We start from the raw sequence: 25044 nt of genomic DNA, 5'->3' as shown, positions 1-25044 counted from the left end.
CGTGGACACCCGCATTCCCTCGCCCAACTCCCCGCCCGAGGCTCCACCGTCCGCCACCATCGGGCTGGCGCCGCCCCGCCTCGACCTGTCCGCCCTGCCGCCCCGCATCCTGCGCGAGCTGCGCGCCAGCCATGTCGGCGAGACCGTGGCGGTGTCCCTCTACGACGGCGTCGCCGGTGCCACGACCGACCCGGAGGTCCTGCGCTTCGCCGCGTCCCACCGCCGGGTCGAGCGGCGGCACCTGCGGCTGTTCGAGGCGGTGCTGCCGCCGGAGAGGCGCAGCGGGCCGATGGCGTTCTGGCGCTGGTCGGGCCGGGTGATGGGCGCGCTGCCGGCCTGGCTCGGCCCGCCCTATTTCTACGCGGTGGTCGCCGGGGTCGAGGCGTGGGTGGATGGGCACTACGCCCGGCAGATCGCTCTGGCGCGGCGGCTCGCCCCCGATCCGGACCTGTTGAATTTGCTGGAGGCCTGCCGCCTCGACGAGAGCTTGCACGCCCGCGACGCCACGCGGCTGGACCCGGCGCCGCCCTGGACCGCCCGCGCGCTGGCCGGGCTGGCAGTGTTCCTGTCCCGCCTGGGGGCGAGGGCGGCGCGCTGGGTGTGACGGCGCTCAGCCCATGGCGCGTTTCGGGCGGACGGAAGTTCCGGCGGCTTCGGGCAATGGACCGGCGATGCGGTCGAGCAGCGCGTCGAGTCCGCTGTGCCCGGCCTCATGGGCGGCGCGGGCGCGGGCGTGGGCCTGCTCGGAGGCGAGCGCCAGGGCGTCGCGGTCCTTGGCCCACAGGCGCAGCGCCGGCAGAACCGCCTGGATGAAGTCCCGGTCCTGCGGGACGAGGCCGGGGCGGGGGATGTCGCTGCCGATGCAGCCGCGGTCGTAGGCCAGCACCGGCACGCCCGCCGCCATCGCCTCGAACAGCACCAGCGGCTGCGCCTCGTTGCGGTAGCGGGTGGGGAAGACGAAGACGTCGATGTCGCGGTAGAAGGCCGCCTTGGCGTCATCGTCCACCGGGCCGCGATACTCCACGTCGCCGTCGAAGGCCGCCAGCCCCGCCGCGACGAGCGCGTTGTCCATGCGCCCCAGGCCCGGCCCGGCCAGCACCAGCGTGACGTCCACCCCCTCCGACCGCAGGGCGCGCAGCAGTGTGAACAGCGTGTCCAGCCCCTTCTCGGTGCACAGGTTGGACAGATGGCCGATGCGCAGCGGGCCGGATTTGCCGTGGCGCGGCCGCGGCACCGGCGGGGTGAAGATGGCGTTGGAGACGCTCATCGCCGTCTTCGCCGCCGGGTAGAGCGCCTGGAAGCGCGCCTGCATGGCGGGGCAGAGCAGCACGTGCATGCAGTCCGTGCCGGCAAGGCGGGTCAGCAGGCTCATCCGCCAGGTCGGCTTGGAGATGGTGGCGAAGGAATGGTGGTGCAGCGTCCGTTCATAGCCGAACAACCGCGCCGTTCCGGCCAGCGCCGCCGTGTAGAAGATCCCCAGCCCCGAATCGACGGGCATGTAGAAGCGCCGTCCGGGGATCGTCGCCCCGGCCGCCAGACGCAAGCCCGCCAGCAGCACGCGCATGGCCTTGGCGGCGTGGTAGCGCAGGCCGCCGCCGTTCCAGCCCGGCGACAGGTCCGCGACCTCCACCGTGGCCTCCACCGGGCCACGGTTGCGCAGGCGGTCCAGCACCAGGGCGGTGACCCGGCTCATCCCGTCCATGGGCGGGGGAAGGCGGCCCGAGACGACGATGTGGGGGGTGATGCGGCGGTCGGTCATCAGGCTTCGCTTTCACGGGTGCCCTTGCGGGCGCTTTCGTTGGCACGTTCCGGTGCGGACGGCGCCGGGCGTGCGCCCAAGCTGTGCAGGGCCTTCTCCACGGCCTCCGCGAAAAAGCCGGCGTCGGCCAGCGCCTGGAAGGGACGCCCGTTGAGGCTGAGGCGGCGCCATTCCGCCTCGTCGGACGCGACGGACAGCATGTGGCGGGCCAGCCCCTCGGGGTTGTCGGGCTCGACGATGTGGCCGTTCAGGCCGCTGCGGATCAGCACGTCGCGGGCGCCGCACTGGTCGGACAGGATCGTCGGCACGCCCATCGCCAGCGCCTCGTTCACCACCAGCCCGAACTGCTCCTCCAACGAGGGCAGCAGCAGGCACAGGGTGGAGCCCAGCGTCTCCGCGATCCCCGTCTCCTGGAGGAAGCCGCGGAAAATGATGTGCTTCTCCAGCCCGCGCTTGGCGACCTCCGCCCGCAGGTCGGCCTCCAGCGGGCCGGAGCCGCAAAGGTGCAGGGGCCGCGCCGCGTCTCCCGCCAATCGGCGGTAGAGATCGTAGGCCTCGACCGCGCGGAACAGGTTCTTCTTCGGCACGAAGCGGGCGATGATGGTGAAGTGCCGCTCCGCGAAGGGCACACCGTCCGGGGCCGGGGTCATGCCGGACAGCCGGCGCACCCGCTCCAGCGACAGGGTGTCGTAGCCGATGAACAGCCGGTCCTTGGGCAGCCCGAGGAAGCGGTAGTAGTCGACGGTGCGGTGGCTGCCCCCGATCGCCGCCTGATAGGGCTTGTAGAGCAGGGACTTCAGGGCCTCGCGCCAGAGGACGCGCGGCTTGTCGTCGAACTTTGAGGCGTTCATGTTGACGACGCGCCGGCCCATCAGCCGCATCGTCACCGCCAGGGCGAAGACGTCTGGCTCCTCGTAATGGCAGAGGAAGACGTGGCTGGCCCCCGCCTTGCGGCATTCGCGCAGCAGGGCGCGGTAGACCTGGAAGGACGGGATGTCCGCCTTGGAGCGTCCGGGGAACAGCGTGACCTTGCGGAACTGCTGCCCCTCCCCGGTGGAGTCCCAGGCGTAGGTGTGGGACTTCGACCCGACCTCCAGACCGACCACGTCGTAGAGATGGCCGAGCCGACGGCCCACCGCCTCCAACCGGTCCATGTGGTAGGGGCCGAACATCTCCCAGGAAAAGACCAGGGCGGGCTTCGTCATGCGGCGTCGTCTCCCAGCAGCAGCGCGGCGTAGCGCGCCAGGACGGCGCTGCGGCTGGCGTTGCCCTCCACCCAGGCGCGGCCCCGGCGGCCCATGGCGGCGCTCCGGGGAGGATCGTTCAACAGGTCGGCCACGGCCTGCGCCATGGCCTCCGGCGCGTCGGGCGGGGTGCGCAGGAAGGCGTCGATCTCCGTCCCCAGCCGGTCGAGCGCCGAGCCCGGCAGGCAGGTGCAGACGAAGGGCCGCCCGGCGGACAGGATGGTCACCGCCTTGCCCGGCATGGCGAAGGCCGCCCCTTCCGGACGCTGCGGCACCAGATGCACGTCGCCCTCCGCCAGCCCCTCGGCGAGCCGGTCGGAGGGGATCAGCGGGGCGAACTCCACGTTGGGCAGCGCCATCGCCTTGGCCTGGGCCTTCAGCTCCTCCTCCAGCCCGCCTTGGCCGCGCAGCAGCACGCGGGCGTCGGGGCGCAGCGCGTGGAGGTGGCGGGCCATCTCCAGCACCTGGTCCAGCCCCTGCTTGCGGGCGAAGGCGCCGCTGTAGAGCACGGTCGGCGGCTGGCCCTCGGGCCGGGGCAGGGGGCGGACGGCCTCGGCGTCGACATGGGGCGGGATCACCGTGATCGGCCGCCGCACGCCGAGGTCGCGCAGCACGTCGGCCATCGCCTCCGACAGCACGACGATGCCGTCGGCGCGGTTCAGCGCGGTGCGCTCCACCGCCTGGATGGCCTTCAGCGCGGCACCGCCGCCCATGCCCAGCGCGCCGGCAAGGCCCGACTGGATGTCGTGCACGATGGCGATGTGCCGCCCGCCCGGCGCCCGGAAGCGGTCGGCGACGGCGACGCTGAAGATCGAGGGGCAGAGCGACAGCACCGCCTTGTGCCGCCCGACGCGCCCGCGGGCGCGGGCCGCCAGGAAGCCGGCATGAAGCACGCCCTCATGGATCAGCCGGGCCTTCATGCCGCCGCCCTTCGGCGGAATGGTGAGCAGCCGCTCGATGCGGACGCCGTTCACGGTACGGCGGTCCTCGGCCCCGTCGGCGTAGCCGTCGTAGATGGCCTGGCCTGGATAGTTGGGCCGGGCGGTCAGCACGGTCATGTCCGTCCCCGCCGCGGCGAAGGCGGTGGCGAGATCGGTCATCATCGGCGCGCTGCCGGCGGGTTCCGGCCAATAGCTCATCGCCACGAGCAGGACCGACGGCGGGAGGGAGGCCGGAGTGGCCGCCCCATCGGAGACCGGCGCGCGCAGGGATGTGGAGTCATCGGGCATGGGCGGTCACTCCGCGGCTTCGCCGGTGGCGTTGCCGATGGCGGGCCGGGGGGCCGGCGGGGCGGCGTTTTCCAGGAACCACGCGTAGGTGCGGCTGAGCCCCTCCTCCAGCCCAACCTTCGGGCGCCAACCGGTGGCGAGCAGGCGCGACACGTCCATCAGCTTGCGCGGGTGGCCGTCCGGCTTGCTCAGATCCTGGGTCAGCGCGCCCTCGTAGCCGACCACCGCGCGGATCAGCCGGGCCAGATCGCCGATGGCGATGTCCTCGCCGGGGCCGACGTTGATGATGTCCTCCCCGTCGTAATGGTCCATCAGGTGGAGGCAGGCGTCGGCCATGTCGTCCACATAGAGGAACTCGCGCCGCGGCGTGCCGGTGCCCCACAGGGTGACGCTGGGCGCCTGCTCCATCTTCGCGTCGTGGAAGCGCCGGATCATGCCGGGAATGGCGTGGGAGCCCTCCGGATCGAAATGGTCTCCAGGGCCGTAGAGGTTCGACGGCATGGCGCAGATGGCGTTGAAGCCGTACTGCCGCCGGTAGGCCTGGCACTGGGTGATGCCGGCGATCTTGGCGATGGCGTAGGGCTTGTTGGTCGGCTCCGGCGGGCCGGTCAGCAGCGCCTCCTCCTTCAGCGGCTGCTCCGCGAACTTCGGGTAGAGGCAGGAGGAGCCGAGGAACAGCAACTTCCTCACCCCCGCCCGCCACGCCGCGTCGATGACGTTGGTCTGGATCAGCAGGTTGTCGCGGATGAAGTCGCCGCCGAAGCGATCGTTCGCCAGGATGCCGCCGACCTTGGCCGCGGCCAGGATCACGTAATCGATCTTTTCCCGGTCGAAGAAGGCGCGCACCGCGGCCTGATCGGTCAGGTCCAGCTCGTCGCGGCCGCGCAGCACGAGGTCGTCGTAGCCGTCCTCCACCAGACGGCGGACGATGGCCGAACCGACAAGGCCGCGGTGCCCCGCGACGAAGATGCGGCTGTTTCGTTCCATGAGCTTGCCTTTCCTATTCCGCGGCGCTGGCGATTCCAGCCCGGCCCTGGTCGCGGCTGCGGGCGGCGTACCAGTCCACCACGCCGGGCAGACCGTCCTTCAACGGGATGCGCGGCGCGTAGCCGAGCGCGGAGAGGCGGGCGATGTCGGGGCTGCGCCGCTGGGTGCCGCCGGGGGCGGGCGGTCCGATCTGGATGTCCGCCACCCGCCCCAGCACCGCGACGATCTGCCGGGCGAGCTCGGCGATGGAGATCTCCTCCGGGTTGCCGACGTGGTAGATGCCGAGATGCTCACCGCGCTCGATCACCGTCATGATGCCGTCCACCGCGTCGTCGATGTGGACGAAGGCGCGCGTCTGGGTGCCGTCGCCCTGGATGGGGAAGGGCACGAGGACCTCCGGGCTGCGGTCGATGGCGTCCACGGCGCGGCGCACGAACTCCGGCACCACATGCTCCCACCCCATGTCGGGGCCGTAGACGTTGTGCGGGCGGAAGATGGCGACGCGGTCGAAGCCGGTGCGGCCCCAGTTGACCGCGAGCAGCTCCGAGATCAGCTTCGACCCGCCGTAGCTGTAGCGCGGGTTCAGCACGTCCGGCACGACCAGCGGGATGTCCTCCGGCGTCGGCACCATCGGCGGGGTCTGGTAGGCCTCGGAGGAGGAGGCGACGACCAGATCGCCCACCCCGTTCGACCGGCAGGCGTCGAGCACGTTCAGCATGCCGCGCACGCCGACGTCCAGCACCACCTCCGGCTTCTCGTAGAAGTGCTTGGTGCCGTTGACGGCGGCCAGATGCAGCACGCCGTCGACGCCGCGCACTGCCTTGTCCACCGCCGCCGGGTCGCGGATGTCGCCGGACACGAATTCGACCGCCTCAGCGGCGTCGCCCAGCCGGCGCGGGTGGCCGCGGGAGTTGTCGTCGAGAACGCGCACGCGGTGTCCGTCGCGCACCAGACGGCGCACCAGGGCGGCACCGATGAAGCCGCTGCCCCCGGTCACGAGATAGTGTTTTGGCATTGCTTTTCCTCAGGCGGCAGCGTCAAGCGACGCTTCTTTACGCGACGCTCTTTCAAGCGACATGGGCGAAGCGGGCGGCGCCGTGGCTGCCCAGCGCCACGTAGGCCGTGCCCTCGGGCAGGTCCACTTCGCGGCTGTTGAAGTTGTTCCAGAAGTCGTAGATGACCCCCGGACGGTCCATGCGGCGCGCCAGATCCGGCAGCGGCATCGAGGTGAAGACGGGGTGGTTGTTCAGGATGACGGCGAGGTTGGCGCCGTCCACCGCCTCGGCCATGCTGTTGGCCGGCTCCAGCCCGAAGCCGCGGATGTCGTCCGCCGCCACCACCGCGTCGAAGCCGCGCCAGCGCGCCTTCGGGAAGCGGGTGCGCAGTTCCTCGAACAGCGGCTTGGCCATGGTGCCGCGCAGATCGTCGGTCGCCGGGCGGCCCTTGAAGGCGAGGCCCATCAGGCTGATGGTCGGCTCCTGCGGGAAGCCCTGCATGGAGCCGGTCAGCCGTTCCAGGAAGTGCGACACCTCGAGCGGCTGGCTTTCGTTGATGCGGCGCCCGGCGGCGGTGATGTCCATGTCCACCCCGAACTCGCGGGCGGATTCGATCAGGATGTGCGGGTCCTTCTCCAGGCAGGGGCCGCCGACCGGGCCGGGCAGCGGAAGCTGCGTGCGCGGGTAGCCCAGCTTGCCCGCCCGCGACACCTCCAGCGCCGACACCTCCATGGCGTTGCACAGCCGGGCGATCTCGTTGGCGAAGGCGAAGGTGACGTCGCGGTAGGTGTTGTCCACCAGCTTGATCATCTCCGCCGTCTCCAGCGTCGAGACCTTGACCGTCGTCGGGGTCAGCATGCCGAAGATCTGCGAGGCGCGGGCCGCCACCTCGACGCTTTCCGCGCCGATGATCTGGGGAAGCTGGTTCAGCTCGATCAGCGCCTGCCCCTCCAGCGTGCGCTCGGGGCAGAAGGCGATGTCGAAGCGCTTGCCGGTGCGCCGCAGGATCGGCGCCACCACCTCGCGGGTCGTCCCGAGCTTCACGGTGGAGCGCAGGATGACCAGGTCGCCGTCGTGGATGCGGTCGGCCACCTGGCGGGTCGCCGCCTCGATCATGTCGGTGCGCACGCGCCCGTCGCGGTCCAGCGGGGTGCCGACGGTGATGATGAAGACGGTGCAGTCCCGGCAACCGTCCGGCGTGCGGCCGAAGGTGAAGCGCCCGCGCTCCATCACATGACGCAGCTTCTCGGCGAGACCCGGTTCATGGAAATGGGGGACGCCGCGGGCCAGCTTGTCCAGCACCTCGTCCCGCACTTCCACGCCGTGCACCTGGAACCCCGCGTCCGCCATGGCCACGCCCAGCGTCAGCCCGACATAGCCGAGACCGAGCACGCAGACGTTCCGGTCGGGAAAGGACTTTGGGAGCATAGTCTTTCGATCCTGCCTAGTGATTGGAGCATGCATCCAAAGGCGCCGCCATCCGCCACCCGCGCCATGCGCAATCCGAACGTCTTGCAACGCGGCATTGTTCCGGCCGTTCGGGGTGGCGTGAATTGGCTATGCCGTTGATCGAGCATTGTTTTGTTCGTGGTACCCCGGACCGGCGACAAGGGTGCGTCCGGTCGGCGTCCTTCGGGATTCGGGATGAGGCTGGCGCATCATGCCGCCGCCGCGATCAGCCGGCGCAGCCGCGACGGGCGCACCAGCCCGGTGAGCAGCGCCGCCAGCGTGTAGACCGCGACCAGAACGCTTCCGCCGATCAGCAGCGCGGGCAGGGGATGAGCGGGAGCCATCAGGTCCGGCAGCGCGTGGGTCAAGCCCAGCGTGGCCCCCACGGCGAGCGCGGCGCACAGCGCCGCCCGCGCGGCGATCCCGAGATAGAGCTGCCCGACCGCGCGCCGGTGCAGCCAGGCGAGGCCGGTCATGGCGGTCAACTCCGCGATGATCGTCGCCACGGCGGACCCCTCGATGCCGTAACGCGGGATCAGCAGCAGGTTGAGCGCCGCGTTGGTCAGCCCGCCGATCAGGATGGCCGTCATGTAGCCGGTCTGGCGGTGCCAGACGAGCAGCGGGTTGCCCATGGTCAGGTTGATGTGGACGATGGCGACCGCGATCATCAGCAGGCGCAGCGTGTCGGCGGCGGGCGCGTAGGCCGGGCCGAAGACGGTGCCCAGGATGGCCGGCGCCAGGGTGAAGCCGCCCGCCGCGATCAGCGCGCCGATGGACAAGGTGGTGGTGGCGTAGTCGCGCATCCGCGCCCGCATCGCCTCGCGGTCGCCATAGGCGGCGGCGAGCTGCGGCATGAAGGCGCTGAGGATGATGTTCCCCGCGGTCAGCGACAGCACCAGCAGCTTGGTCACCGCGGCGTACCAGCCGACCTCCGTCTGCGGTGCCATGAAGCCCAGCATCACCAGATCCAGGTGCGAGAACAGCGCCCAGGCGAAGACGCTGACCGCCATCGGGGCGGAGGCCTTCAGGATCTCCCGCCACTTGGCGAGGCTCACCCGCGGCCTCGGCATCCGGAAATCGCGGCTGAAGCGGGCCAGCATCAGGGCGGCGTTGACGACGAAGGAAATGGCGGTGATGCCGGCGGCGATGGCCAGATCGTCCGGCCCGCGCACCAGCGCCAGCACGGCGACCATGTTGCCGAGCGACGTGCCGATCTCGCGCACCGCGATGACGCTCATCCGCTCCGTCGCCTGATAGACGAAGTCGAGCAGCAGCGCGTTGCCCAGCAACTGCACCGCCTGGACCAGCAGCACCGCCTTGACCAGCGACGGCTTGTCGAGCTGGAGCACGAACAGGGCGTAGAGCCCGCCGACCAGCACGGCCAGCAGCATCCGCAGGGTCAGCACGTGGTCCGCGAGATCGGTTACCGTCTCCGGGGCCTTCTCCCGGTCGCGGGCGATCTCGCGCACCGCGTAGGTGGACAGGCCCAGATTCACGAACAGCGCGGCGTAGGCCAGCATCGAGGTGCCGAAGCCGAGCACGCCGAACCCGTCCGGCCCCAGCGCGCGGGCGGTCCAGGCCGTGGTGATCAGCCCGCTCAGCAGCGTGGCGATGCGAGCCAGCCCCAGCGCGCGGATGTTCAGGAAGATGCGTCGTCCGGCGGTCATGGGTCTTCGTGGGATGTGTGGGCGTGTCGTGTGGGCGTGTCATGTCGGGCCCCCCTCCCGACCTCCCCCGCTTCGCAGGGGGAGGAGATAAGCCCTCCCCTGCGAAGCGGGGGAGGGTTGGGTGGGGGCCCGAAGCAGTGGCTTCTCTCAAGCGCCGCCGTCAGTTCGCGTAGTAGCGGCGGTAGCCGTGGTAGCGCCCGCTGTCCGGGAACTCGTACTGGGCGTGGCGGCGGATATCGACCTGGGAGAACAGGACGCCGACGACCTCGCCGCCCGCCTCGACGATTTCCTTCAGCCCGGCCATCGCGGTCTCCCGCTTGGTCTTGCCCCAATGCACGATGAAGACCGTCTGGTCGGCCAGCGCCGCCAGCAGCTTGCCCTCCGACACCGCCAGCACCGGCGGGCTGTCCAGGATCACCCGGTCATACTCCAGCGCCAGCCGCGAGATGAGCTGGTGCATCCGGCTGGACCCCAGCATGTCCTGCGGCAGGGCGGAGCCGCGGCCCGACGCGATGAAATGCAGGCCGGTGCGCGGGTCGGTCTGGATCACCTCGTTCGGCGCGCATTCGCCGGACAGCACCTCGTACAGGCCGTGCCGGTTCTCCAGCCCCAGCATCGGGTGCAGCCCCTTGCGGCGCATGTCGCAGTCCAGGATGATCGTCTTCTGGCCGGCGTTGGCGCAGATCCGCGCGAAGGCCGCGGCGATCGAACTCTTGCCCTCGCCGGGGACGGAGGAGCTGAACAGGATCACCCGCTGGTGGCCGTCCGGGTTGGCGAGCAGAAGCGTGGTGCGCAGGTTCTGCATCGCCTCGGCGAAGGCCGACATCGGCTTGTCGATGGCGTAGGCCGCGGGCGAGGTGCCGCGCCGCCGCCGCCCGATCGCCGGGACGATGCCCAGCGAGCGCACGCCGGTCACCGATTCGAACTGGTGCGGGCTGCGGAAGCCGCGCTCCGACTGCTCGCGCAGCATCGCCAGAAGCACGCCCAGCGTGGCCGAGGCGATCAGGGCCAGCAGGACGATCATCTTCTTGTTGGGCTGCGACGGGTTCAGGGGGATCGCCGCCTCCGACACGATGCGGGCGTCGGGCTGCTGGATGTCGGTCTGGCCGGCGATCTCCTGGAAGCGGGTCAGCATCGCCTCGTACATGGTCTGCGAGGTTTCGGCGTCGCGCTCCAGAGTGCGCAGGGTCACGTTGGACTCCTGCTGCTGGTTGCGCTGGGCCTGGAGCTGGTCGAGGTTGGTCTTCAAAGCGGCCTCGCGCCCGCGCTCCACCTCCACCTCGTTGCTCAGGTTCTGGACGATGCGGCCCACGTCGGCCCGGATCTGGCCCTGCAGGTCGCGCAACTCGCTCTGCAGCGCGGTCAGCGTCGGGTGGCGGGCGCCGTACTTGTTGGCGGCGTCGGCGATCTTGCGCTGAAGCTCGACCTCCTGCTGGCGCAGCGCCTGGATCAGGGGGGACCCCAGCACGTCGCCGATGGCCGACACGCCGCGCGGGCTCTGCGCCAGGGTGGTCACCTCGCGCAGCTTGGACTCCGCCTCCTGCCGCTTGGTGCGGGCCAGGACGTAGCTGGTGTTCAGCTCGGCCAGCTGCTGGGCGATCAGGGTGGTTTCGCCGTTGGCGTTGGTCAGGCCGCTTTCGGCACGGTACTTCTCCGCCGCCTCGCCGGTCGTCTTGGCCTCGCGGCGCAGTTCGGTGATGCGCTCCTCCAGCCAGGTGGTGGCGCGCTTGGCCGCCTTGAACTTCTCGTCGAGCTGGTCGACGAGGTACATCTCGCCGATCGTGTTGGCGATGAGCGAAGCCTTGCGCGGGTCCTCGCTGTCGAAATCCACGGCGATGACGTAGGAGCGGCCCTGCGGGCGCACCGCCAGATTTTCAATGAAGCTGTTGACGACCGAGGTCTTCTCGTTGGCCGTCTTCTCCTCCGGGCTCAGCGCGATCTCGGGCCGGTCGCCGCGGGCGCTGTTCCACCAGGAGTCGGGCACCCAGTTCTTCGGGTTCAGGTAGTAGAACCAGTTCGTTTGCTCGGGCCGCAGCGCCGCGTTGAACTCCGGGTCGTTCATCAGACCCAGCTTGCTCACCACCTTTTCCGCGAAGGCGGGGGATTTCAGGATCGCCACCTCGCTCTGCAGGGCGCCCAGCTCCGTCGAGAGGCCGGAGACGACCTCCTGGTAGTTCATCACCTGGTTCTTGCGGTGCTCCACCATGATCAGGGTCTGGGCGGTGTAGAGCGGCGTCATGCGCAGGGCGACGAGACCCGCGATGCCCGTCCCCAGCACGATCACCGTCCCGATCAGCAGCTTGTGGCGCAGCAGCATGCCGGTGGTGCGGCGCACCGCGCTGGCCGCCGCGGTGGACAGGTCGAACGAGACCGGTGTTGAGACCGGTGCCGCCTGCCGCCGCTGGGGTTGATCCTGAATGTCCTGGGTGGCCAAAGCGGGTTCCTCCTCGCATGCCGAACGGCACCCCGTTCGGGGCGTTACGATTGCCTAGAACGCCATCGACCGTCCGGCCGTTTCATGCTGCCCGGAGGGCATATGGTGGGGAAGACACGCTCTTTGGGTACCCTCCCCGGAGTCGCCATTGGTTGGAGAGGTCCTTTGGGTGGACCGGTGAAGCCCCTTCGCGGATAATGGTCATGGTCGATCGAAGGGAGCTGGGCATGCTGCCGCAACATGTTGAAAAGGCTGACGCTGCCTGGGCGGGTGCGTTTCCGGCGCTGTCCGCCCTGGAGCCCGACGCGCAGGCCGTCCTGCGCGCGCAGGGGGTGCGGATGACGGTGCCGCGCGGCACGGTGCTGTTCCGCATCGGCAGTCTCTGCCACAATTTTCTCATGCTGCTGGACGGCACGGTGCGGGTCCAGATGACCGCCGAAACCGGGCGGGAGATCGTTCTCTACCGCGTCGGGGCGGGCGAAACCTGCATCCTGACCACCGCCTGCCTGATGACGCGCGCCGACTACAGCGCCGAGGGGGTGGCCGAAACCGACCTTGAGGCCATCGCGCTCGGGGCCGGGGCTTTTCATGAGCTGCTGGCGCGGTCCGCGGTGTTCCGCGACTTCGTCTTCGCCTCCTTCGGCACGCGCCTGCTCGGCATGATGATGCTGGTGGAGGAGGTGGCCTTCGGGCGCATCGACCTGCGGCTGGCCCGCTTCCTGGTCGACCACCGCGACGCGCGCGGCGGGCTGGACACCACCCACCAGACGCTGGCCGTCGAGCTGGGCACGGCGCGGGAGGTGGTCAGCCGCCAGTTGAAGGAGTTCGAGCGGCGCGGCTTCGTGGAGCTGTCGCGCGGCCGCGTCGGGGTGCGCGATCCCGACGCGCTGCTGGCGCTGGAGCGCACGGACGGCGTGTGACGGAGTCACAGACCGGCGGGAGGAAAGGGGCTTGGATGGGCGCACCAACCGCCCACCTCAATTCCTAAGGTGCACCCATGCCCGTCAACGTCGGCACCATCGACCGCGCGCTGCGCGCCATCGTCGGCCTCGTCCTGATCGCCCTCGTCTTCGTCGGCCCGCAGACCCCCTGGGGCTGGATCGGCCTCGTCCCGCTGCTGACCGCCGTGGTCGGCTTCTGCCCGGCCTACACCCTGTTCGGTGTCAGGACCTGCTCCGTCAGGAAATGAGCCGCCGCGCGGCAAAGAAAAAGGCCCCTCTCCGCAAGGAAAGGGGCCTTTTCTCTGTCAGGGTCCGGCGACCGACATCACCCCCGCGGGGCGTGCTTGTTCAGGATGCGCTGCAGGGTGCGGCGGTGCATCTTCAGCCGGCGGGCGGTTTCGGAAACGTTGCGGTCGCACTGCTCGAACACGCGCTGGATGTGCTCCCACCGCACGCGGTCGGCGGACATGGGGTTTTCCGGCGGGGAGGGCAACGGGCGGCCATCGGCCAGCAGGGCGGATTCCACGGCGTCGGCGTCCGCCGGCTTCGGCAGATAGTCCACCGCGCCGGCCTTCACCGCGGCGACCGCCGTGGCGATGTTGCCGTAGCCGGTCAGCATGACGATGCGGGCGTCGGGGCGGGCGTCGCGCAGGGTCTTGACCACATCCAGGCCGCTGCCGTCGGCCAGCCGCAGGTCGACCACCGCGAAGGCCGGCGCCGATTCCTGGGCGACGTCGATGCCGAGTTGCACGCTGTCCACGGCCACCACGTTGAAACCGCGCTTTTCCATGGCGCGCGCGAGGCGGGTTCGGAACGGCGCGTCGTCGTCGACGATGAGGAGGCTGCGGGTAACGTCACCCGTGAACGTCAGCTTGGCGGTTTCGCCCGTTGGACTCTCGTCCGTGGTCATCGCGCTATCCACCACTAGTCCTCTGGTTCTAAGACACCACGGTCCCAACGTACGACAACTCGCGCGCCGCCGCTACGGTTATTGCTAAAGGCTACAAGGGCACCCGTTTTCTCTAGCAGCGTTTGTGCAATAAAGATTCCCAGCCCCATATGTCCCGACCGCTCGCTTCTTGCCGACAGGTAGGGCTCGCCGATGCGGCTCAGCAGATGGGCGGGATAGCCCGGCCCGTCGTCCATCACCACCACCGTGGCGGATCGCGCGTCCCAGGAGGCGGCGACCGTCACCCGCCCATCGGCGAACTGGTGGGCGTTCTGGATGAAGTTGCCGAGGCCATGGATGATCTCCGGGCTGCGGCGGACGATCGGCTCCTCCCCCACGGAGCCGTCGCTGCGCTCGACCGCGAACTGGATGTGGCCCAGCCGGTGCGGTGCGCCCGCCGCCTCCACCAGCGCGGTCAGGGGCAGGCGCTCGAACGGGTCGCCGCCGTCCGCCTCCGGCTTGCGGGCCAGCTCCGCCAGGATCTCGCGGCAGCGCATCACCTGGCTTTGCAGCAGGGAGACGTCCTCGGTGTAGGGGCTGTCCGGCGGCATGTCGTGCAGAAGCTCCTTCGCCACCACCGCGATGGTGCCGAGCGGCGACCCCAGCTCGTGCGCGGCGGCGGCGGCCAGCGCGCCCAGCGAGGACAGCCGCTGCTCGCGGGCCAGCGCCACCTGCGAGGCCGACAGGGCGTTGGCGAAGCGCCGCGCCTCCTCGGCCACGCGGAAGACGTAGCCGCTGATGAAGCCGGCCGACACCGACAGCGACAGCCAGATGCCGAAGGCGTAGAGCGGGGCGACCGAGGGCATCGGCTCCGGCCAGGGCAGCGGGAAGTGCCACAGCGCCAGCACCGTCAGGCAGACGAGGTTGAGGCCGGTCAGCAGAACCACGCTGTAGCGGGACAGGATCGCCGCGGCCACCGTCATCGGGGCCAGCAGCAGGATGGCGAAGGGGTTGGCGAGGCCGCCGGTGAGATACAGCAGCAGCGTGAGCTGCAGCATGTCGTAGCCGAGATAGAGCGCGGCGTCCCGGTCGGCCAGCCGCAGCCGCCCGCCGCGCTGGGCCATCGCCACGAGGTTCAGCAGCACCGACGCCCCGATGGCCGCCAGCACCGGCCCCAGCGGCAAGGGGAAGCCCATGACGAGCTGGACCGTCGCCACGGTGGCGAGCTGCCCGATCACGGCGATCCAGCGGATCAGGATCAGGGTGCGCAGCGTGACGCGCCCGTCCAGGTTGGTCCACTGGGCCGGCCCCGGCCGGCCGGCGTGGGTCATGGCGTGGCGGAGGGATGAAGCGGCGGTCACGGTCATGGGCGGGCTTTCCAGCAAGGGCCGCTGTCGCCGCGGCTTCGTATCGGGGCGCTTGGCCGATTTGTCGGTGCTGTTTTGCCACTCTGGCGTTTGCGCGCCAAGCGGCCATATTCTCCGCCTATGGATCAATGCGCAAAACAGCACGCCATCCGGGCCGAGAACCTGACCAAACGCTACGGCACCGCCCGCTCCGGCGAGGTCACCGCCGTGGACGGCATCTCCTTCACCGTTGCGGCGGGGTCGGTCACCGGGCTTCTCGGCGGCAACGGGGCCGGCAAGACGACGACCATCTCCATGCTGCTCGGGCTTCTGCTGCCGACCTCCGGCACGGTGGAGGTGCTGGGGGTCGACATGGTGCGCCACCGCCACGCGGCGTTGCCCCGCATGAACTTCTCCTCGCCCTATGTGGAGTTGCCGCACCGGCTGACCGTGCGGGAGAACCTGACCGTCTACGGCCACCTCTACGGGCTGAAGGGGGTGACGCGGCGGGTGGAGGAACTGGCCGAGCATCTGGAGCTGACCCGCTTCCTGGAGCGCCCCTCCGGCGGGCTGTCGGCGGGGCAGAAGACGCGGGTGGCGTTGGCCAAGGCGCTGCTCAACCGGCCCGAGCTTCTGCTGCTGGACGAGCCGACCGCCTCGCTCGACCCCGACACGGCGGACTGGATTCGCACCTATCTGGAGCGCTACCGCATGGAATCCGGGGCCACCATCCTGCTCGCCTCCCACAACATGCTGGAGGTGGAGCGGCTGTGCGACGACGTGCTGGTGATGCGCCAGGGACGGATCGTCGACCACGGGTCGCCGGCGGGACTGCTGGCCCGCTATGGCCGGACCTCGCTGGAGGACGTGTTCCTCGACATCGCCCGCGACCGCGCCAATGGTGAGGATGCCCGCCGGGAGGCCGCCGATGCCGCCGAGTGACGCCGCTGTCCTGGTCCACGCCAACCCCGCCTTCTCGCTGCGCCGGGTGGGGGCGATGGTGCTGCGCTACTGGTATCTGCTGCGCGGCTCCTGGCCGCGCTTCCTGGAGCTGGCCTACTGGCCGACCATGCAGATGATCCTGTGGGGCTACATCAACCAGTTCATGGCGACCTCCAGCGCCTGGGTGGCGCAGGGGGCCGGGGTGCTGGTCAGCGCGGTGCTGCTGTGGGACGTGCTGTTCCGCGGCCAGCTCGGCGTGTCGGTGTCCTTCCTGGAGGAGATGTGGTCGCGCAACCTCGGCCACCTGTTCGTCAGCCCGCTGCGTCCGAGCGAATGGGTGGCGGCGCTGTTCGGGATGAGCCTGATCCGCACCGTCATCGGCGTCGTCCCGGCGGCGCTGCTGGCGATTCCGCTGTTCGGCTATTCGCTGTTCGACCTCGGTCTGCCGCTGGCCGGCTTCTTCGCCAACCTGATCGTCTTCGGCTGGTCGCTGGGGTTGGTCATCGTGGCGCTGATCCTGCGCTACGGCATGGGTGCGGAAGGGCTGGCCTGGATCGTCGTCTTTATGCTCGCCCCGGTCAGCGCCGTCTACTACCCGGTCGGCGTCCTGCCGGGCTGGCTGCAATGGGTGGCCCTGTCGCTGCCCTCCGCCCACGTCTTCGAGGGGATGCGCGCCATCCTGTTCGACGGCACGATGCGCTGGGACCATCTGGCCTGGGCGGTGGGGCTGAACGCCCTGTTCATGGGGCTGTGCAGCGCCGCCTTCCTCTATTCCTTCCATCAGGCGCGGGTGCGCGGGGCGCTGCTGCAGACGGGAGAATGACATAAGGCCGGGGGGTGACAAAAGGCGCCGGGCCTCGCCAGCACCGGCCAGCCGTGTTAGCGTCCCGGCCTCTTCTTCGGACCGACAGCCAGAGCGCCGCCATGACCCCCGTTTCCCCCGCCGCCCCGGTCACCCTCGCCGAGATCGCCGCCGCCCTGGGCGCGGCGCTGGAGGGTGACGGCACCCTGCGCATCGCCCGCGCCGTCCACCCGTCGGAGGCCGAGGGGCCGGAGGATCTGGCGCTCGCCATGGAAAAGGGCATGACGGAGCTGCTGGCCGGCGGCAAGGCCGTCGCCGCCGTGGTTGCGGAAGGGGCGGAGGTGCCGGCCAACCTCAAGGGCTGGATCGTCGTCAAGCGCCCGCGCTTCGCCATGGCCGGCCTGACCACGGTCTTCGAAAAGCCGGTCCATGCCGAGCCGGGGGTGCACCCTGCCGCCTTCGTGGCGCCGGAGGCCATCCTGGGGGCGGGCGTGTCGGTTGGTCCCTTCGCCTATGTCGGGCCGAAGGCGGTGCTGGGCGAGGGCGTGATCGTCATGCCCCACGCCACGGTCGGGGCGGAGGCGGTGATCGGCAAGGGCTGCCTGCTGCACCCCGGCGCCCGCATCGGCGAGCGGGTGGTGATGGGCGAGCGCTGCATCATCCACCCCAACGCCGCGGTCGGCAACGACGGCTTCAGCTTCGTGACGCCGGAGCCGGGCAGCGTCGAATCGGCCAAGGCGACGGGCCGGGTGGTCGGCACCAACGTGCTGATCCATCGCGTGAACTCCATCGGCACGGTGATCCTGGGCGACGATGTGGAGGTGGGGGCCGGCGCCACCATCGACCGCGGCACCATCACGGCGACCCGCATCGGCTCCGGCACCAAGATCGACAACCTCGTGCAGATCGGCCACAACGTGCAGATCGGCACCAACTGCATGCTGTGCGGCCATGTCGGCATCGCCGGCAGTTCGACCATCGGCGACCGTGTGGTGCTGGCCGGCAAGGTGGGCGTGGCCGACCATGTGAAGATCGGCAACGACGCGGTGGTGGCCGGCAACTCCGGCGTCGGCACGGACATTCCGGCGAAGGCCGTCTACATGGGTTACCCGGCTGTGCCGCGCGACCGCGCCTTTGACCAGTACAAGGGGCTGGCCCGGCTGAAGCGTATGTTCGCGGATGTGACCGACCTGAAGAAGCGGGTCGGGGCGCTGGATGGCGGCGGGAAACCGGCGGTCGAGGAGAAGTGAGGGGGCGTTTTCCCCCATCTCTTTCCCTCCCCCGCTGGGCGGGGGAGGGAAAGAGGTTCGCAGGAGCAACTCCCTCCCCTGCCCAGCGGGGGAGGGAAGGGGCCCAGGCGCAGCATGGGAAGGGGGGCAAACGCTGCCCCTGTGATGTGCTTACTGGAACGCGATCTTCGCGTGATCCCCCGGCTTCGGCGGCTCGCCGGTGATTTTCGCCTTCACATAGCCGTAGGCGTAGACCATCGCGCTCGACGGGCTGTCCCAATATTCGGCCTGATCGACGCTGACCTTCAACAGCGCGAGATCGGGGTCGTCCACCCCCTGCGGGAACCAGGTGGACAGGATGTCCCGCCACAGGAAGCGGATCTTGTCGCGGTCGCGCACCGTCTCCGCCACCCCGGACACCGAGACGTAATCCTGCTTCTCCGGGTCGGCGTAGGACAGGTTGACGCGCCAATGCGTCTTCAGTTCATGGACCTTCGGTGAGTCGGCCCGTGTAAAGAACCACAAGGTTCCATCGTCGAATCCCGCGTGCGGCAAGGTCGCCATCGGGCGGGAATGCAAAATGCCGTTCTCGTCCAGCGTCGTCATCATGCAGATGCGGACGCCCTTGATCATGCCCCAGAGCTTCTCGGCGGCCTCGCGATCGTCAGCGCTTCTTGCCATGGTCTGACCCTCTATTGGTAGCCCAACGGAGTTGGGTCAACGCCCATGTCCCGAAAAGGTTCCGAGGGCGTTCAGGGCCGCGACCGACCAGGAGCCGTCCGTCCCATCCCCGCTGTAATGGTCGATCCGCGACAGCGAGAGCGGCGCCACTGCCAGCCGCAACGCCGCCCGAGGTGTCAGGTCCAGCGCGAGCGCCAGCGCCGCGCGGATCGACCCGCCGTGGATCACCGCCACGATGTCGCGCCCGGCGTAGAGGTCGGTCAGCCGGGCGACCGCGCCGGCCACCCGTTCCATCACCGCCGCGAAGCTCTCGCCATCCGGTGGGGCCTCGGTCGCCGGATCGCTCCAGAAGCGGCGGGCCTCCTCCGGGTGCAAGTCCGCCACCGCGTCGTGGGACAGCCCTTCCCAACGACCGAAGTCCTGCTCGGCCAGCGCCCGCTCGACCAAGGCCATGTCGCTGCCGGGCAGGCGCAGCGCCGCCGCCGTCTGCCGGGTGCGGCGCAGATGCGAGGTCACCCAGACCGCCTGCGGCGGCAGCCGCGCCGCCAGCGTCGCCAGCGCGTCGGATTCGCCGGTATCGGCAGCGGGATCACTCCGCCCGTAGATCACTTTTCCCGGATTCGGGACGGGAGCGTGGCGGATGAGCCACCAGCGAGTGTTTTTCATGCAACAGTCGCGGCCAGGGTGAGCAGAACGGCGGCCTCCGCCACCTGCTGGGCGGCGCCGAACACGTCGCCTGTGTGGCCGCCGATCTGCCGCCGCGCCTGCCACGCCACCGCCAGGACGGCCAGCGCGGCCGAGAGGACTGCGGCAGCGGCCAGCCCATGCAGCGCCGCCACGGCCACGGCCAGCGCCAGCGCGAGCGACAGGGCCACCGTGCCGGGCGACGGGCTTCCCTGCCGGGCGGCGAGGCCGTCGGCGCGGGCCGGCTCCATGAATCGGGCGATCACCGCCATGCCGCCGCGCGACAGGGCGCCCGAGGCGAGCAGGGCGGGGATGACGATGCGCGGCTCGGCCAGCGCCGCCAACGCCGAGGCGCGGACCGCGACCGAAAAGACGATGGCGAGCACGCCGTAGCTGCCGACCCGGCTGTCCCGCATGATCTCCAGCTTGCGGGCCTTGTCGCGCCCGCCGCCGAAGCCGTCGGCGACGTCGGCCGCCCCGTCCTCGTGCAGGGCGCCGGTCAGCCAGACCATGGCGCCCAGCGCCAGCAGCGCCGCCGGCAGCGGCGGCAGATGGGCCAGCGCCGCCAGCCCGTGGACGGCGCCGCCGAACAGCCCGACCCCGGCGCCGACCAGGGGAAACCAGCCCATGGCGCGGGCGTGGGCGTCCTCGGCCAGTGGGCCGGACAGGCGCAGCGGCAGCCGCGTCAGGAAGACGACGGCCAGCGCCAAATCGGCGGTCCAGCGGGAGCGGGGCGGGGCGGGGGAATCCTCAAGCATGGCGCTTCGAAGTACGGCAACCCCAGGCCCGCCGCAACGGATAACAGGCCCACAACGGATGACAGGCAGGACGAGAGGCGCTTTGACAGCGGGTCGGGAATGGTCCAAGGTCGCGCCGCTTTTTTCATCGTTTCCCGATCACATCCTCTGCCGTCAGCGTCAGGACCCTTCGCCATGAGCAACACGCAGCCCGCCATCACCTTCGAGGAAATCCGCGCGCTGGTGCGCAACCTGCCGGGGCCGGACCTCGACGCCGGTACGGCGGCCCTCCAGCGCGAACGGCAGCTGACCAAGCCGGCGGGCGCGCTCGGCCGGCTGGAGGAGATCGCCCAGTGGATGGCGACGTGGCAGGGCCAGCACCCGGCGGAGGTGCGCCGCCCGCGCGTCGCCGTCTTCGCCGGCAACCACGGCGTCGCCGCGCGCGGCGTCTCGGCCTACCCGGCGGCGGTGACCGCCCAGATGGTCCAGAACTTCCAGAACGGCGGCGCCGCCGTGAACCAGCTCTGCGAGGTGGCCGACGCCGACCTGCGCGTCTACGAGCTGGACCTGGAGACCCCCACCGCCGACTTCACCGAAGGTCCGGCGATGGGCGAGGAGGACTGCTGCCAAGCCATGGCCTACGGCATGATGGCCGTGGAGACGGGGGTCCAGCTTCTGGCGCTCGGCGAGATGGGCATCGGCAACTCCACGGCGGCGGCGGCGCTCTGCCACGCCCTGTTCGGCGGCGAGGCCAAGGACTGGACGGGCCGCGGCACCGGTGTGGACGACGAGGGGCTGGCTCGCAAGGTCGCCGCCGTCGAGGCCGGTCTGGCCGTCAACCCGCAGGCCAAGGACGACCCGTTCGAGGCGCTGCGCTGCTTCGGCGGCTATGAGCTGGCGGCCATCGCCGGCGCCATCCTGGCCGCCCGCATGGCGCGGGTGCCGGTGCTGCTCGACGGCTACGCCTGCACGGCGGCGGCGGCGGTGCTGTTCAAGGCCGACCGCCGGGCGCTCGACCATTGCATGGTCGCCCACCGCTCCGTCGAGCCGGGCCATGACCATCTTCTCGCCGCCATCGGCAAGGAGCCGCTGCTCGATCTTGGGATGCGTCTGGGCGAGGGCTCGGGCGCGGCGCTGGCGATCAACATCGTGAAGTCGGCCTGCGCCTGCCATGCCGGCATGGCGACCTTCGCCGACGCGGGCGTCAGCACCCGCGGGGTGTGAGGAGGGCGAGGTACTCTTGCCCCCTCCCCGGCCCTCCCCCGCTCACGCGGGAGAGGGGGATTGATTCCCTCCACCGCGAAGCGGGGGAGGGTTAGGGAGGGGGCAAACGGTCCCTACAGCAGCCCGTCGGCGAAGTCGGTGATGAGCGCGGACAGGAACAGGTCGAGCAGGACCAGGACCGCCGCCGCGACGCCGGAGATGTCCAGCGCCGTGCGCATGACGAACCACTGGTAGGTCAGCATCGCCAGCATGATGCCGAACACCAGCCCTTCGGAGATCGGGCCGGGCAGAATCCCCGTGGCGGCCAGGATCACCACCGGCAGATAGACGCTCATCTGCACGACCGACGACCAGTTGTAGGCGCACAGGAAATCGATGTAGCGGCTCTGCCGGTCCAGCAGCCCGCTCACCCCGTGCATGACCACGGGGAAGGCCGTCCAGCTGATGACGTAGGCGATGGCCTCCACCACCACGAGCTGGAACAGCGGCGTGTCCGGCACCTGGTCCCACAGCCGGATCGCCAGCAGCAGCGTCCAGGCCGGGGCGACGATCACCGCGGCGTAGAAGGACTTCCACGCCCCTTCGGGGGTGCGGTCCAGATGCTGCAATCCGGTGGGGTCGAACCGGGCCAGGCGATAGGCGCCGAAGACGGAGGAGGCGACGTCCCGGGCGGTCAGCGGCATGTTGCGGTCACCGGAGGGTGGTGGGAACGGGCGGAGGAGGCCTTACGTCAACCGATCCGGTCGAAGACGTTCCGCAGAACCTCGCCGTAAATGTCGGTCAGGCGGGTCAAGTCGTCCAGCGTGGTGTGCTCGTCCACCTTGTGCATCGTCTGCCCGACGAGGCCGAACTCGACCACCGGGCAGAAATTCTTGATGAAGCGGGCGTCCGACGTGCCGCCGGTCGTCGAGTATTCGGGACGGCGCCCGGTGACGCGCTCCGCCGCCTCCGCCACCAGCTCGGTCAGCGGGCCGGGCGGCGTCAGGAAACTGTCGCCCGACACGAAATGGTCCAGCTCGTAGGAGCCGCCCACCCGGTCGAGCCGCTCGCGCAGCCACGTCAGCAGCGTGTCGGCGGTGTGCAGGTCGTTGAAGCGGATGTTCAGCGTCGCCTTGCCCTGTGCCGGGATGACGTTGTGCGCCGGGTTGCCGACGTCGATGGTGGTCAGCTCCAGGTTCGACGGCTGGAAATGCGGGGTGCCGGCGTCCAGCGGCTCCGCCGTGATGGCCGCCAGCATGCGGGCCAGCCGGGGCAGCGGGTTGTCGGCCAGATGCGGGTAGGCGACATGCCCCTGCGCGCCGTGGACGGTCAGGAAGGCGGTCATGCTGCCGCGCCGCCCGATCTTGATCATGTCGCCCAGCGCCTTGGGGTTGGTCGGCTCGCCGACCACGCAGGCGTCGAGTTTTTCACCCTTGGCCTGCATCCAGTCCAGCACCTTGCGGGTGCCGTTGATGGCGACCCCTTCCTCGTCCCCGGTGATCAGCAGGCTGATCGAGCCCTTCGGGGCGCCGCCGGCCCTGACGTGGCGGGCCGCGGCGGCGACGAAGGCGGCGATGGCCCCCTTCATGTCCACCGCGCCTCGGCCGTAGAGGCGGCCGTTGTGGATCTCCGCGGCGAAGGGATCGATGGACCAGCCCTTCAGCTCGCCGGGGGGCACCACGTCGGTGTGCCCGGCGAAACAGAAGTTCGGCCCTTCCGTGCCCAGACGGGCGTAGAGGTTGTCCACCGGCGCCGTGCCCTCCTCCTCGAACCGCAGGCGATGGCAGGCGAAGCCCAGCGGCGCCAGCGCCGCCTCCAGGACGCCCAGAGCGCCGCCCTCCTCGGGCGTCACGCTGGGGCAGCGGATCAGGGCCTGCGCCACCGCGACGGGATCGCAGGGGTCGAAGGAGGGAGCGGCGGCGGCGGTGCTCATCGTGTGGTCTTCCCCGGCGTCAGTCGCGCAGCAGGTCGTTGATGGAGGTCTTGGCGCGGGTCTGCTCGTCCACGCGCTTCACGATCACCGCGCAATAGAGGCCCGGACCCGGCGTGCCGTCGGGCAGCGGCTTGCCCGGCAGGGTGCCGGGAACCACGACCGAATAGGCCGGGACGCGGCCGACGAAGACCTCGCCGGTGTTGCGGTCGATGATCTTGGTGGAGGCGCTGATGAAGACGCCCATGGACAGCACGGCGCCGCGCTCCACGATCACGCCCTCGACCACCTCGGAGCGGGCGCCGACGAAGCAGTCGTCCTCGATGATGACCGGGTTGGCCTGGAGCGGCTCCAGGACGCCGCCGATGCCGACGCCGCCCGACAGGTGAACGTTCTTGCCGATCTGCGCGCAGGAGCCGACGGTGACCCAGGTGTCCACCATGGTGCCGCTGTCGACATAGGCGCCGACGTTGACGAAGCTGGGCATGAGGATGACGTTCGGCGCGACGTAGGCGGAGCGGCGGACGACCGCGCCCGGAACGGCGCGGAAGCCGGCGGCCTGGAACTGCGCCTCCGACCAGCCTTCGAACTTCGGCGGCACCTTGTCGTACCAGGAGGCGCCACCCGGCGCGCCGGGGATCGTCTCGTTGGCGTTCAAGCGGAAGGACAGCAGGACCGCCTTCTTCAGCCACTGGTTCACGACCCAGCCGGCGTCCGTCTTCTGCGCGACGCGCAGATCGCCGGCGTCGAGGCCGGACAGGGCCTCCTCCACGGCGTCGCGGACGGCGCCCTTGGTCGAAACATTCAGGGTGTCGCGGGTTTCCCACGCGGCGTTGACGGCGGATTCGAGGCTGGCGTGGCTCATGGCGGCATTCGCTGGGCTGTCTGTTCGAGGGTTCGGAACATGGGCCGCGCCGCGCCGCCTTGTCAACGTTGCCTTGTTCTCAATGGGTTCTTAAAGGGTTCCTACGGGGGGAAGGTGGGGCCTTGCGGTCGCCGCTCAGCCCGCGACCTCCTCCAGCCAGGCCGGCAGGTCGTCGACGGTGTGGTCGATGTGGCGGCCGGTGCCGACTCCGCCCTGGTCGGGGCGGGCCCAGTCGGCCTCGCTGCGCACCCACACCGTCGTCATGCCCAGGGCGTGGGCGGGGACGAGGTTGCGGGCGATGTCCTCCACCATGCAGGCGCGGGCGGGGTCGATGCCGTAGTGATCCACCAGGATGTCGTAGGGGCGCGGGTCGGGCTTGGGCACATAGCCGGCCTCGATGATGCCGAAGGTCGCCTCGAAGCAGCCGTCGATGCCCAGCTGCCGCGTCACGTTCTCGGCGTGGCGGACGGAGCCGTTGGTGTAGATGATCTTGCGCCCCGGCAAACGATTCAGCGCGTCCGCCAGGCCGGGGCAGGGTGCCACCGGGCTGACGTCGATGTCGTGCACGTAATCCAGGAAAGGCACCGGATCGACGTCGTGCTCCACCATCAGGCCGCGCAGCGTCGTTCCGTGCTCCCGGAAGAAGCGCTTCTGCATGACGCGCGCCTCGTCGTAGGTGATGCCGAAATGCCCGGCGATGAAATCGCCGATGCGCCGGTCCACCTGGGCGAACAGGTTGCAGGAGGCGGGATAGAGGGTGTTGTCGAGGTCGAAGATCCAGACCCCGGTGTCGCGAAGGGAAGCCGTCATGGGCTGAACAATGGGGCTTCGCCCGCCCGCCCGCAAGCCGCTTCGCCGCATGGCCCGTTTCCGTTCCGGGACGGGGTTGCCTTCAATGAGTGGTTGCGTATGGCAGGTGCTCGGACCGCCTGAAGAAAGATTCGGGAAAGAAACGCATTTCTCCGGTATACTCCGCGCCGCGCAGTCTCAGGTTCGCACCGTGTCCGCAGACCCAATATCCGAAGTTCCGC

General features: G+C 70.1%; 24 protein-coding genes. 7 read left to right on the top strand and 17 right to left on the bottom strand.

Annotated features, from left to right (window positions below; genetic code table 11):
* Position 1 precedes the first annotated feature (1 nt).
* Complete coding sequence (locus JJL56_RS10470) at positions 2–604, top strand: demethoxyubiquinone hydroxylase family protein (RefSeq protein ID WP_247889400.1); 603 nt, start codon at positions 2–4, stop codon at positions 602–604.
* 6 nt (positions 605–610) lie between these two features.
* On the opposite strand, the gene JJL56_RS10465 is transcribed toward JJL56_RS10470, so the two are convergent.
* The 8 genes from JJL56_RS10465 to JJL56_RS10430 all read right to left on the bottom strand — a co-directional run bounded on the left by JJL56_RS10465 (position 611) and on the right by JJL56_RS10430 (position 11764).
* Positions 611–1759: a glycosyltransferase family 4 protein gene (locus JJL56_RS10465; protein WP_200485090.1), complete on the bottom strand. Its 1149-nt coding sequence runs from the start codon at positions 1757–1759 to the stop codon at positions 611–613.
* Entirely contained in the window at positions 1759–2964 is a 1206-nt protein-coding gene (locus JJL56_RS10460) for a glycosyltransferase (protein WP_200485089.1), read from the bottom strand. The genes JJL56_RS10465 and JJL56_RS10460 overlap by 1 nt, the downstream gene beginning before the upstream one ends.
* On the bottom strand, positions 2961–4232 hold the full coding sequence (locus tag JJL56_RS10455; protein ID WP_200485088.1) for a glycosyltransferase family 4 protein: 1272 nt from the start codon (positions 4230–4232) through the stop codon (positions 2961–2963). Before JJL56_RS10455 ends, JJL56_RS10460 begins: the two co-directional genes overlap by 4 nt.
* Positions 4233–4238: 6 nt before the next feature.
* Complete coding sequence (locus JJL56_RS10450) at positions 4239–5219, bottom strand: GDP-L-fucose synthase family protein (protein ID WP_200485087.1); 981 nt, start codon at positions 5217–5219, stop codon at positions 4239–4241.
* A gap of 13 nt (positions 5220–5232) precedes the next feature.
* Positions 5233–6234: an NAD-dependent epimerase/dehydratase family protein gene (locus JJL56_RS10445; RefSeq protein ID WP_200485086.1), complete on the bottom strand. Its 1002-nt coding sequence runs from the start codon at positions 6232–6234 to the stop codon at positions 5233–5235.
* Between the two features lie 52 nt (positions 6235–6286).
* Complete coding sequence (locus tag JJL56_RS10440) at positions 6287–7642, bottom strand: nucleotide sugar dehydrogenase (RefSeq protein ID WP_200485085.1); 1356 nt, start codon at positions 7640–7642, stop codon at positions 6287–6289.
* A 230-nt stretch (positions 7643–7872) separates the two neighbouring features.
* A complete protein-coding gene (locus JJL56_RS10435; protein ID WP_200485084.1) occupies positions 7873–9330 on the bottom strand; it encodes a flippase in 1458 nt (485 codons plus the stop codon).
* Positions 9331–9490: 160 nt separating this feature from the next.
* Positions 9491–11764 (bottom strand): GumC family protein, encoded by a 2274-nt coding sequence (locus JJL56_RS10430; RefSeq protein ID WP_200485083.1) that lies wholly within the window; start codon positions 11762–11764, stop codon positions 9491–9493.
* Between the two features lie 203 nt (positions 11765–11967).
* Between JJL56_RS10430 and JJL56_RS10425 the strand changes: the two genes are divergently transcribed.
* Together JJL56_RS10425 and JJL56_RS10420 are read left to right on the top strand one after the other, a co-directional pair.
* Positions 11968–12684, top strand: a complete 717-nt coding sequence (locus JJL56_RS10425) for a Crp/Fnr family transcriptional regulator (RefSeq protein WP_247891009.1) — start codon at positions 11968–11970, stop codon at positions 12682–12684.
* Positions 12685–12761: 77 nt separating this feature from the next.
* Positions 12762–12953 (top strand): YgaP family membrane protein, encoded by a 192-nt coding sequence (locus tag JJL56_RS10420; protein ID WP_145625410.1) that lies wholly within the window; start codon positions 12762–12764, stop codon positions 12951–12953.
* A gap of 77 nt (positions 12954–13030) precedes the next feature.
* On the opposite strand, the gene JJL56_RS10415 is transcribed toward JJL56_RS10420, so the two are convergent.
* Positions 13031–13615, bottom strand: coding sequence for an ActR/PrrA/RegA family redox response regulator transcription factor (locus tag JJL56_RS10415; RefSeq protein WP_014239303.1), 585 nt, complete (start codon positions 13613–13615; stop codon positions 13031–13033).
* Positions 13616–13629: 14 nt separating this feature from the next.
* On the bottom strand, positions 13630–14961 hold the full coding sequence (locus JJL56_RS10410; RefSeq protein WP_145625407.1) for an ActS/PrrB/RegB family redox-sensitive histidine kinase: 1332 nt from the start codon (positions 14959–14961) through the stop codon (positions 13630–13632).
* Between the two features lie 120 nt (positions 14962–15081).
* Between JJL56_RS10410 and JJL56_RS10405 the strand changes: the two genes are divergently transcribed.
* From JJL56_RS10405 to JJL56_RS10395, 3 genes are all read left to right on the top strand, one after another.
* Entirely contained in the window at positions 15082–15882 is an 801-nt protein-coding gene (locus JJL56_RS10405; RefSeq protein WP_145625404.1) for an ABC transporter ATP-binding protein, read from the top strand.
* Positions 15869–16705, top strand: a complete 837-nt coding sequence (locus JJL56_RS10400) for an ABC transporter permease (protein ID WP_145625402.1) — start codon at positions 15869–15871, stop codon at positions 16703–16705. The genes JJL56_RS10405 and JJL56_RS10400 overlap by 14 nt, the downstream gene beginning before the upstream one ends.
* A gap of 101 nt (positions 16706–16806) precedes the next feature.
* Positions 16807–17934, top strand: coding sequence for a UDP-3-O-(3-hydroxymyristoyl)glucosamine N-acyltransferase (locus JJL56_RS10395; protein WP_200485082.1), 1128 nt, complete (start codon positions 16807–16809; stop codon positions 17932–17934).
* Positions 17935–18084: 150 nt separating this feature from the next.
* On the opposite strand, the gene JJL56_RS10390 is transcribed toward JJL56_RS10395, so the two are convergent.
* From JJL56_RS10390 to cobS, 3 genes are read right to left on the bottom strand one after another with little or no spacing between them, the layout of a single operon-like run.
* On the bottom strand, positions 18085–18594 hold the full coding sequence (locus tag JJL56_RS10390; RefSeq protein ID WP_145625398.1) for a pyridoxamine 5'-phosphate oxidase family protein: 510 nt from the start codon (positions 18592–18594) through the stop codon (positions 18085–18087).
* Between the two features lie 36 nt (positions 18595–18630).
* Positions 18631–19260: a histidine phosphatase family protein gene (locus JJL56_RS10385; RefSeq protein WP_145625396.1), complete on the bottom strand. Its 630-nt coding sequence runs from the start codon at positions 19258–19260 to the stop codon at positions 18631–18633.
* Complete coding sequence (cobS, locus tag JJL56_RS10380) at positions 19257–20036, bottom strand: adenosylcobinamide-GDP ribazoletransferase (protein WP_200485081.1); 780 nt, start codon at positions 20034–20036, stop codon at positions 19257–19259. The genes JJL56_RS10385 and cobS overlap by 4 nt, the downstream gene beginning before the upstream one ends.
* A gap of 174 nt (positions 20037–20210) precedes the next feature.
* On the opposite strand from cobS, the gene cobT reads away from it, so the two are divergent.
* On the top strand, positions 20211–21239 hold the full coding sequence (gene cobT, locus JJL56_RS10375) for a nicotinate-nucleotide--dimethylbenzimidazole phosphoribosyltransferase (protein WP_145625391.1): 1029 nt from the start codon (positions 20211–20213) through the stop codon (positions 21237–21239).
* Between the two features lie 113 nt (positions 21240–21352).
* Here the strand turns inward: cobT and JJL56_RS10370 are convergent, their stop codons facing one another.
* From JJL56_RS10370 to JJL56_RS10355, 4 genes are all read right to left on the bottom strand, one after another.
* Positions 21353–21922, bottom strand: coding sequence for a hypothetical protein (locus JJL56_RS10370; RefSeq protein ID WP_145625388.1), 570 nt, complete (start codon positions 21920–21922; stop codon positions 21353–21355).
* A gap of 47 nt (positions 21923–21969) precedes the next feature.
* Positions 21970–23151 carry a succinyl-diaminopimelate desuccinylase gene (gene dapE, locus JJL56_RS10365; RefSeq protein WP_200485080.1) on the bottom strand — a complete coding sequence of 394 codons (1182 nt, stop codon included), beginning with the start codon at positions 23149–23151 and terminating at the stop codon, positions 21970–21972.
* Between the two features lie 19 nt (positions 23152–23170).
* Positions 23171–24013, bottom strand: coding sequence for a 2,3,4,5-tetrahydropyridine-2,6-dicarboxylate N-succinyltransferase (gene dapD, locus JJL56_RS10360; protein WP_145625384.1), 843 nt, complete (start codon positions 24011–24013; stop codon positions 23171–23173).
* A 135-nt stretch (positions 24014–24148) separates the two neighbouring features.
* On the bottom strand, positions 24149–24823 hold the full coding sequence (locus JJL56_RS10355; protein ID WP_247891008.1) for a pyrimidine 5'-nucleotidase: 675 nt from the start codon (positions 24821–24823) through the stop codon (positions 24149–24151).
* Positions 24824–25044: the final 221 nt, after the last annotated feature.

It is taken from the genome of Azospirillum aestuarii (assembly GCF_016632405.1).
Taxonomy (GTDB): Bacteria; Pseudomonadota; Alphaproteobacteria; order Azospirillales; family Azospirillaceae; genus Azospirillum; species Azospirillum aestuarii.
The sequence above is the reverse complement of the archived record's forward strand: the minus strand, read 5'-3'. Positions and strand labels throughout refer to the sequence as shown.

Excerpts from the sequence above, each read along its gene's own strand:
- JJL56_RS10460 (WP_200485089.1), bottom strand. The coding sequence starts at position 2,964 with ATGACGAAGCCCGCCCTGGTCTTTTCCTGGGAGATGTTCGGCCCCTAC.
- dapE (WP_200485080.1), bottom strand. The coding sequence starts at position 23,151 with ATGAGCACCGCCGCCGCCGCTCCCTCCTTCGACCCCTGCGATCCCGTC.
- cobT (WP_145625391.1), top strand. The coding sequence starts at position 20,211 with ATGAGCAACACGCAGCCCGCCATCACCTTCGAGGAAATCCGCGCGCTG.
- JJL56_RS10450 (WP_200485087.1), bottom strand. The coding sequence starts at position 5,219 with ATGGAACGAAACAGCCGCATCTTCGTCGCGGGGCACCGCGGCCTTGTC.
- JJL56_RS10425 (WP_247891009.1), top strand. The coding sequence starts at position 11,968 with ATGGTCGATCGAAGGGAGCTGGGCATGCTGCCGCAACATGTTGAAAAG.
- JJL56_RS10395 (WP_200485082.1), top strand. The coding sequence starts at position 16,807 with ATGACCCCCGTTTCCCCCGCCGCCCCGGTCACCCTCGCCGAGATCGCC.
- JJL56_RS10405 (WP_145625404.1), top strand. The coding sequence starts at position 15,082 with ATGGATCAATGCGCAAAACAGCACGCCATCCGGGCCGAGAACCTGACC.
- JJL56_RS10445 (WP_200485086.1), bottom strand. The coding sequence starts at position 6,234 with ATGCCAAAACACTATCTCGTGACCGGGGGCAGCGGCTTCATCGGTGCC.
- JJL56_RS10390 (WP_145625398.1), bottom strand. The coding sequence starts at position 18,594 with ATGGCAAGAAGCGCTGACGATCGCGAGGCCGCCGAGAAGCTCTGGGGC.
- JJL56_RS10410 (WP_145625407.1), bottom strand. The coding sequence starts at position 14,961 with ATGACCGTGACCGCCGCTTCATCCCTCCGCCACGCCATGACCCACGCC.
- cobS (WP_200485081.1), bottom strand. The coding sequence starts at position 20,036 with ATGCTTGAGGATTCCCCCGCCCCGCCCCGCTCCCGCTGGACCGCCGAT.
- JJL56_RS10440 (WP_200485085.1), bottom strand. The coding sequence starts at position 7,642 with ATGCTCCCAAAGTCCTTTCCCGACCGGAACGTCTGCGTGCTCGGTCTC.
- dapD (WP_145625384.1), bottom strand. The coding sequence starts at position 24,013 with ATGAGCCACGCCAGCCTCGAATCCGCCGTCAACGCCGCGTGGGAAACC.
- JJL56_RS10455 (WP_200485088.1), bottom strand. The coding sequence starts at position 4,232 with ATGCCCGATGACTCCACATCCCTGCGCGCGCCGGTCTCCGATGGGGCG.
- JJL56_RS10420 (WP_145625410.1), top strand. The coding sequence starts at position 12,762 with ATGCCCGTCAACGTCGGCACCATCGACCGCGCGCTGCGCGCCATCGTC.
- JJL56_RS10355 (WP_247891008.1), bottom strand. The coding sequence starts at position 24,823 with ATGACGGCTTCCCTTCGCGACACCGGGGTCTGGATCTTCGACCTCGAC.
- JJL56_RS10465 (WP_200485090.1), bottom strand. The coding sequence starts at position 1,759 with ATGACCGACCGCCGCATCACCCCCCACATCGTCGTCTCGGGCCGCCTT.
- JJL56_RS10370 (WP_145625388.1), bottom strand. The coding sequence starts at position 21,922 with ATGCCGCTGACCGCCCGGGACGTCGCCTCCTCCGTCTTCGGCGCCTAT.
- JJL56_RS10400 (WP_145625402.1), top strand. The coding sequence starts at position 15,869 with ATGCCGCCGAGTGACGCCGCTGTCCTGGTCCACGCCAACCCCGCCTTC.
- JJL56_RS10415 (WP_014239303.1), bottom strand. The coding sequence starts at position 13,615 with ATGACCACGGACGAGAGTCCAACGGGCGAAACCGCCAAGCTGACGTTC.
- JJL56_RS10435 (WP_200485084.1), bottom strand. The coding sequence starts at position 9,330 with ATGACCGCCGGACGACGCATCTTCCTGAACATCCGCGCGCTGGGGCTG.
- JJL56_RS10385 (WP_145625396.1), bottom strand. The coding sequence starts at position 19,260 with ATGAAAAACACTCGCTGGTGGCTCATCCGCCACGCTCCCGTCCCGAAT.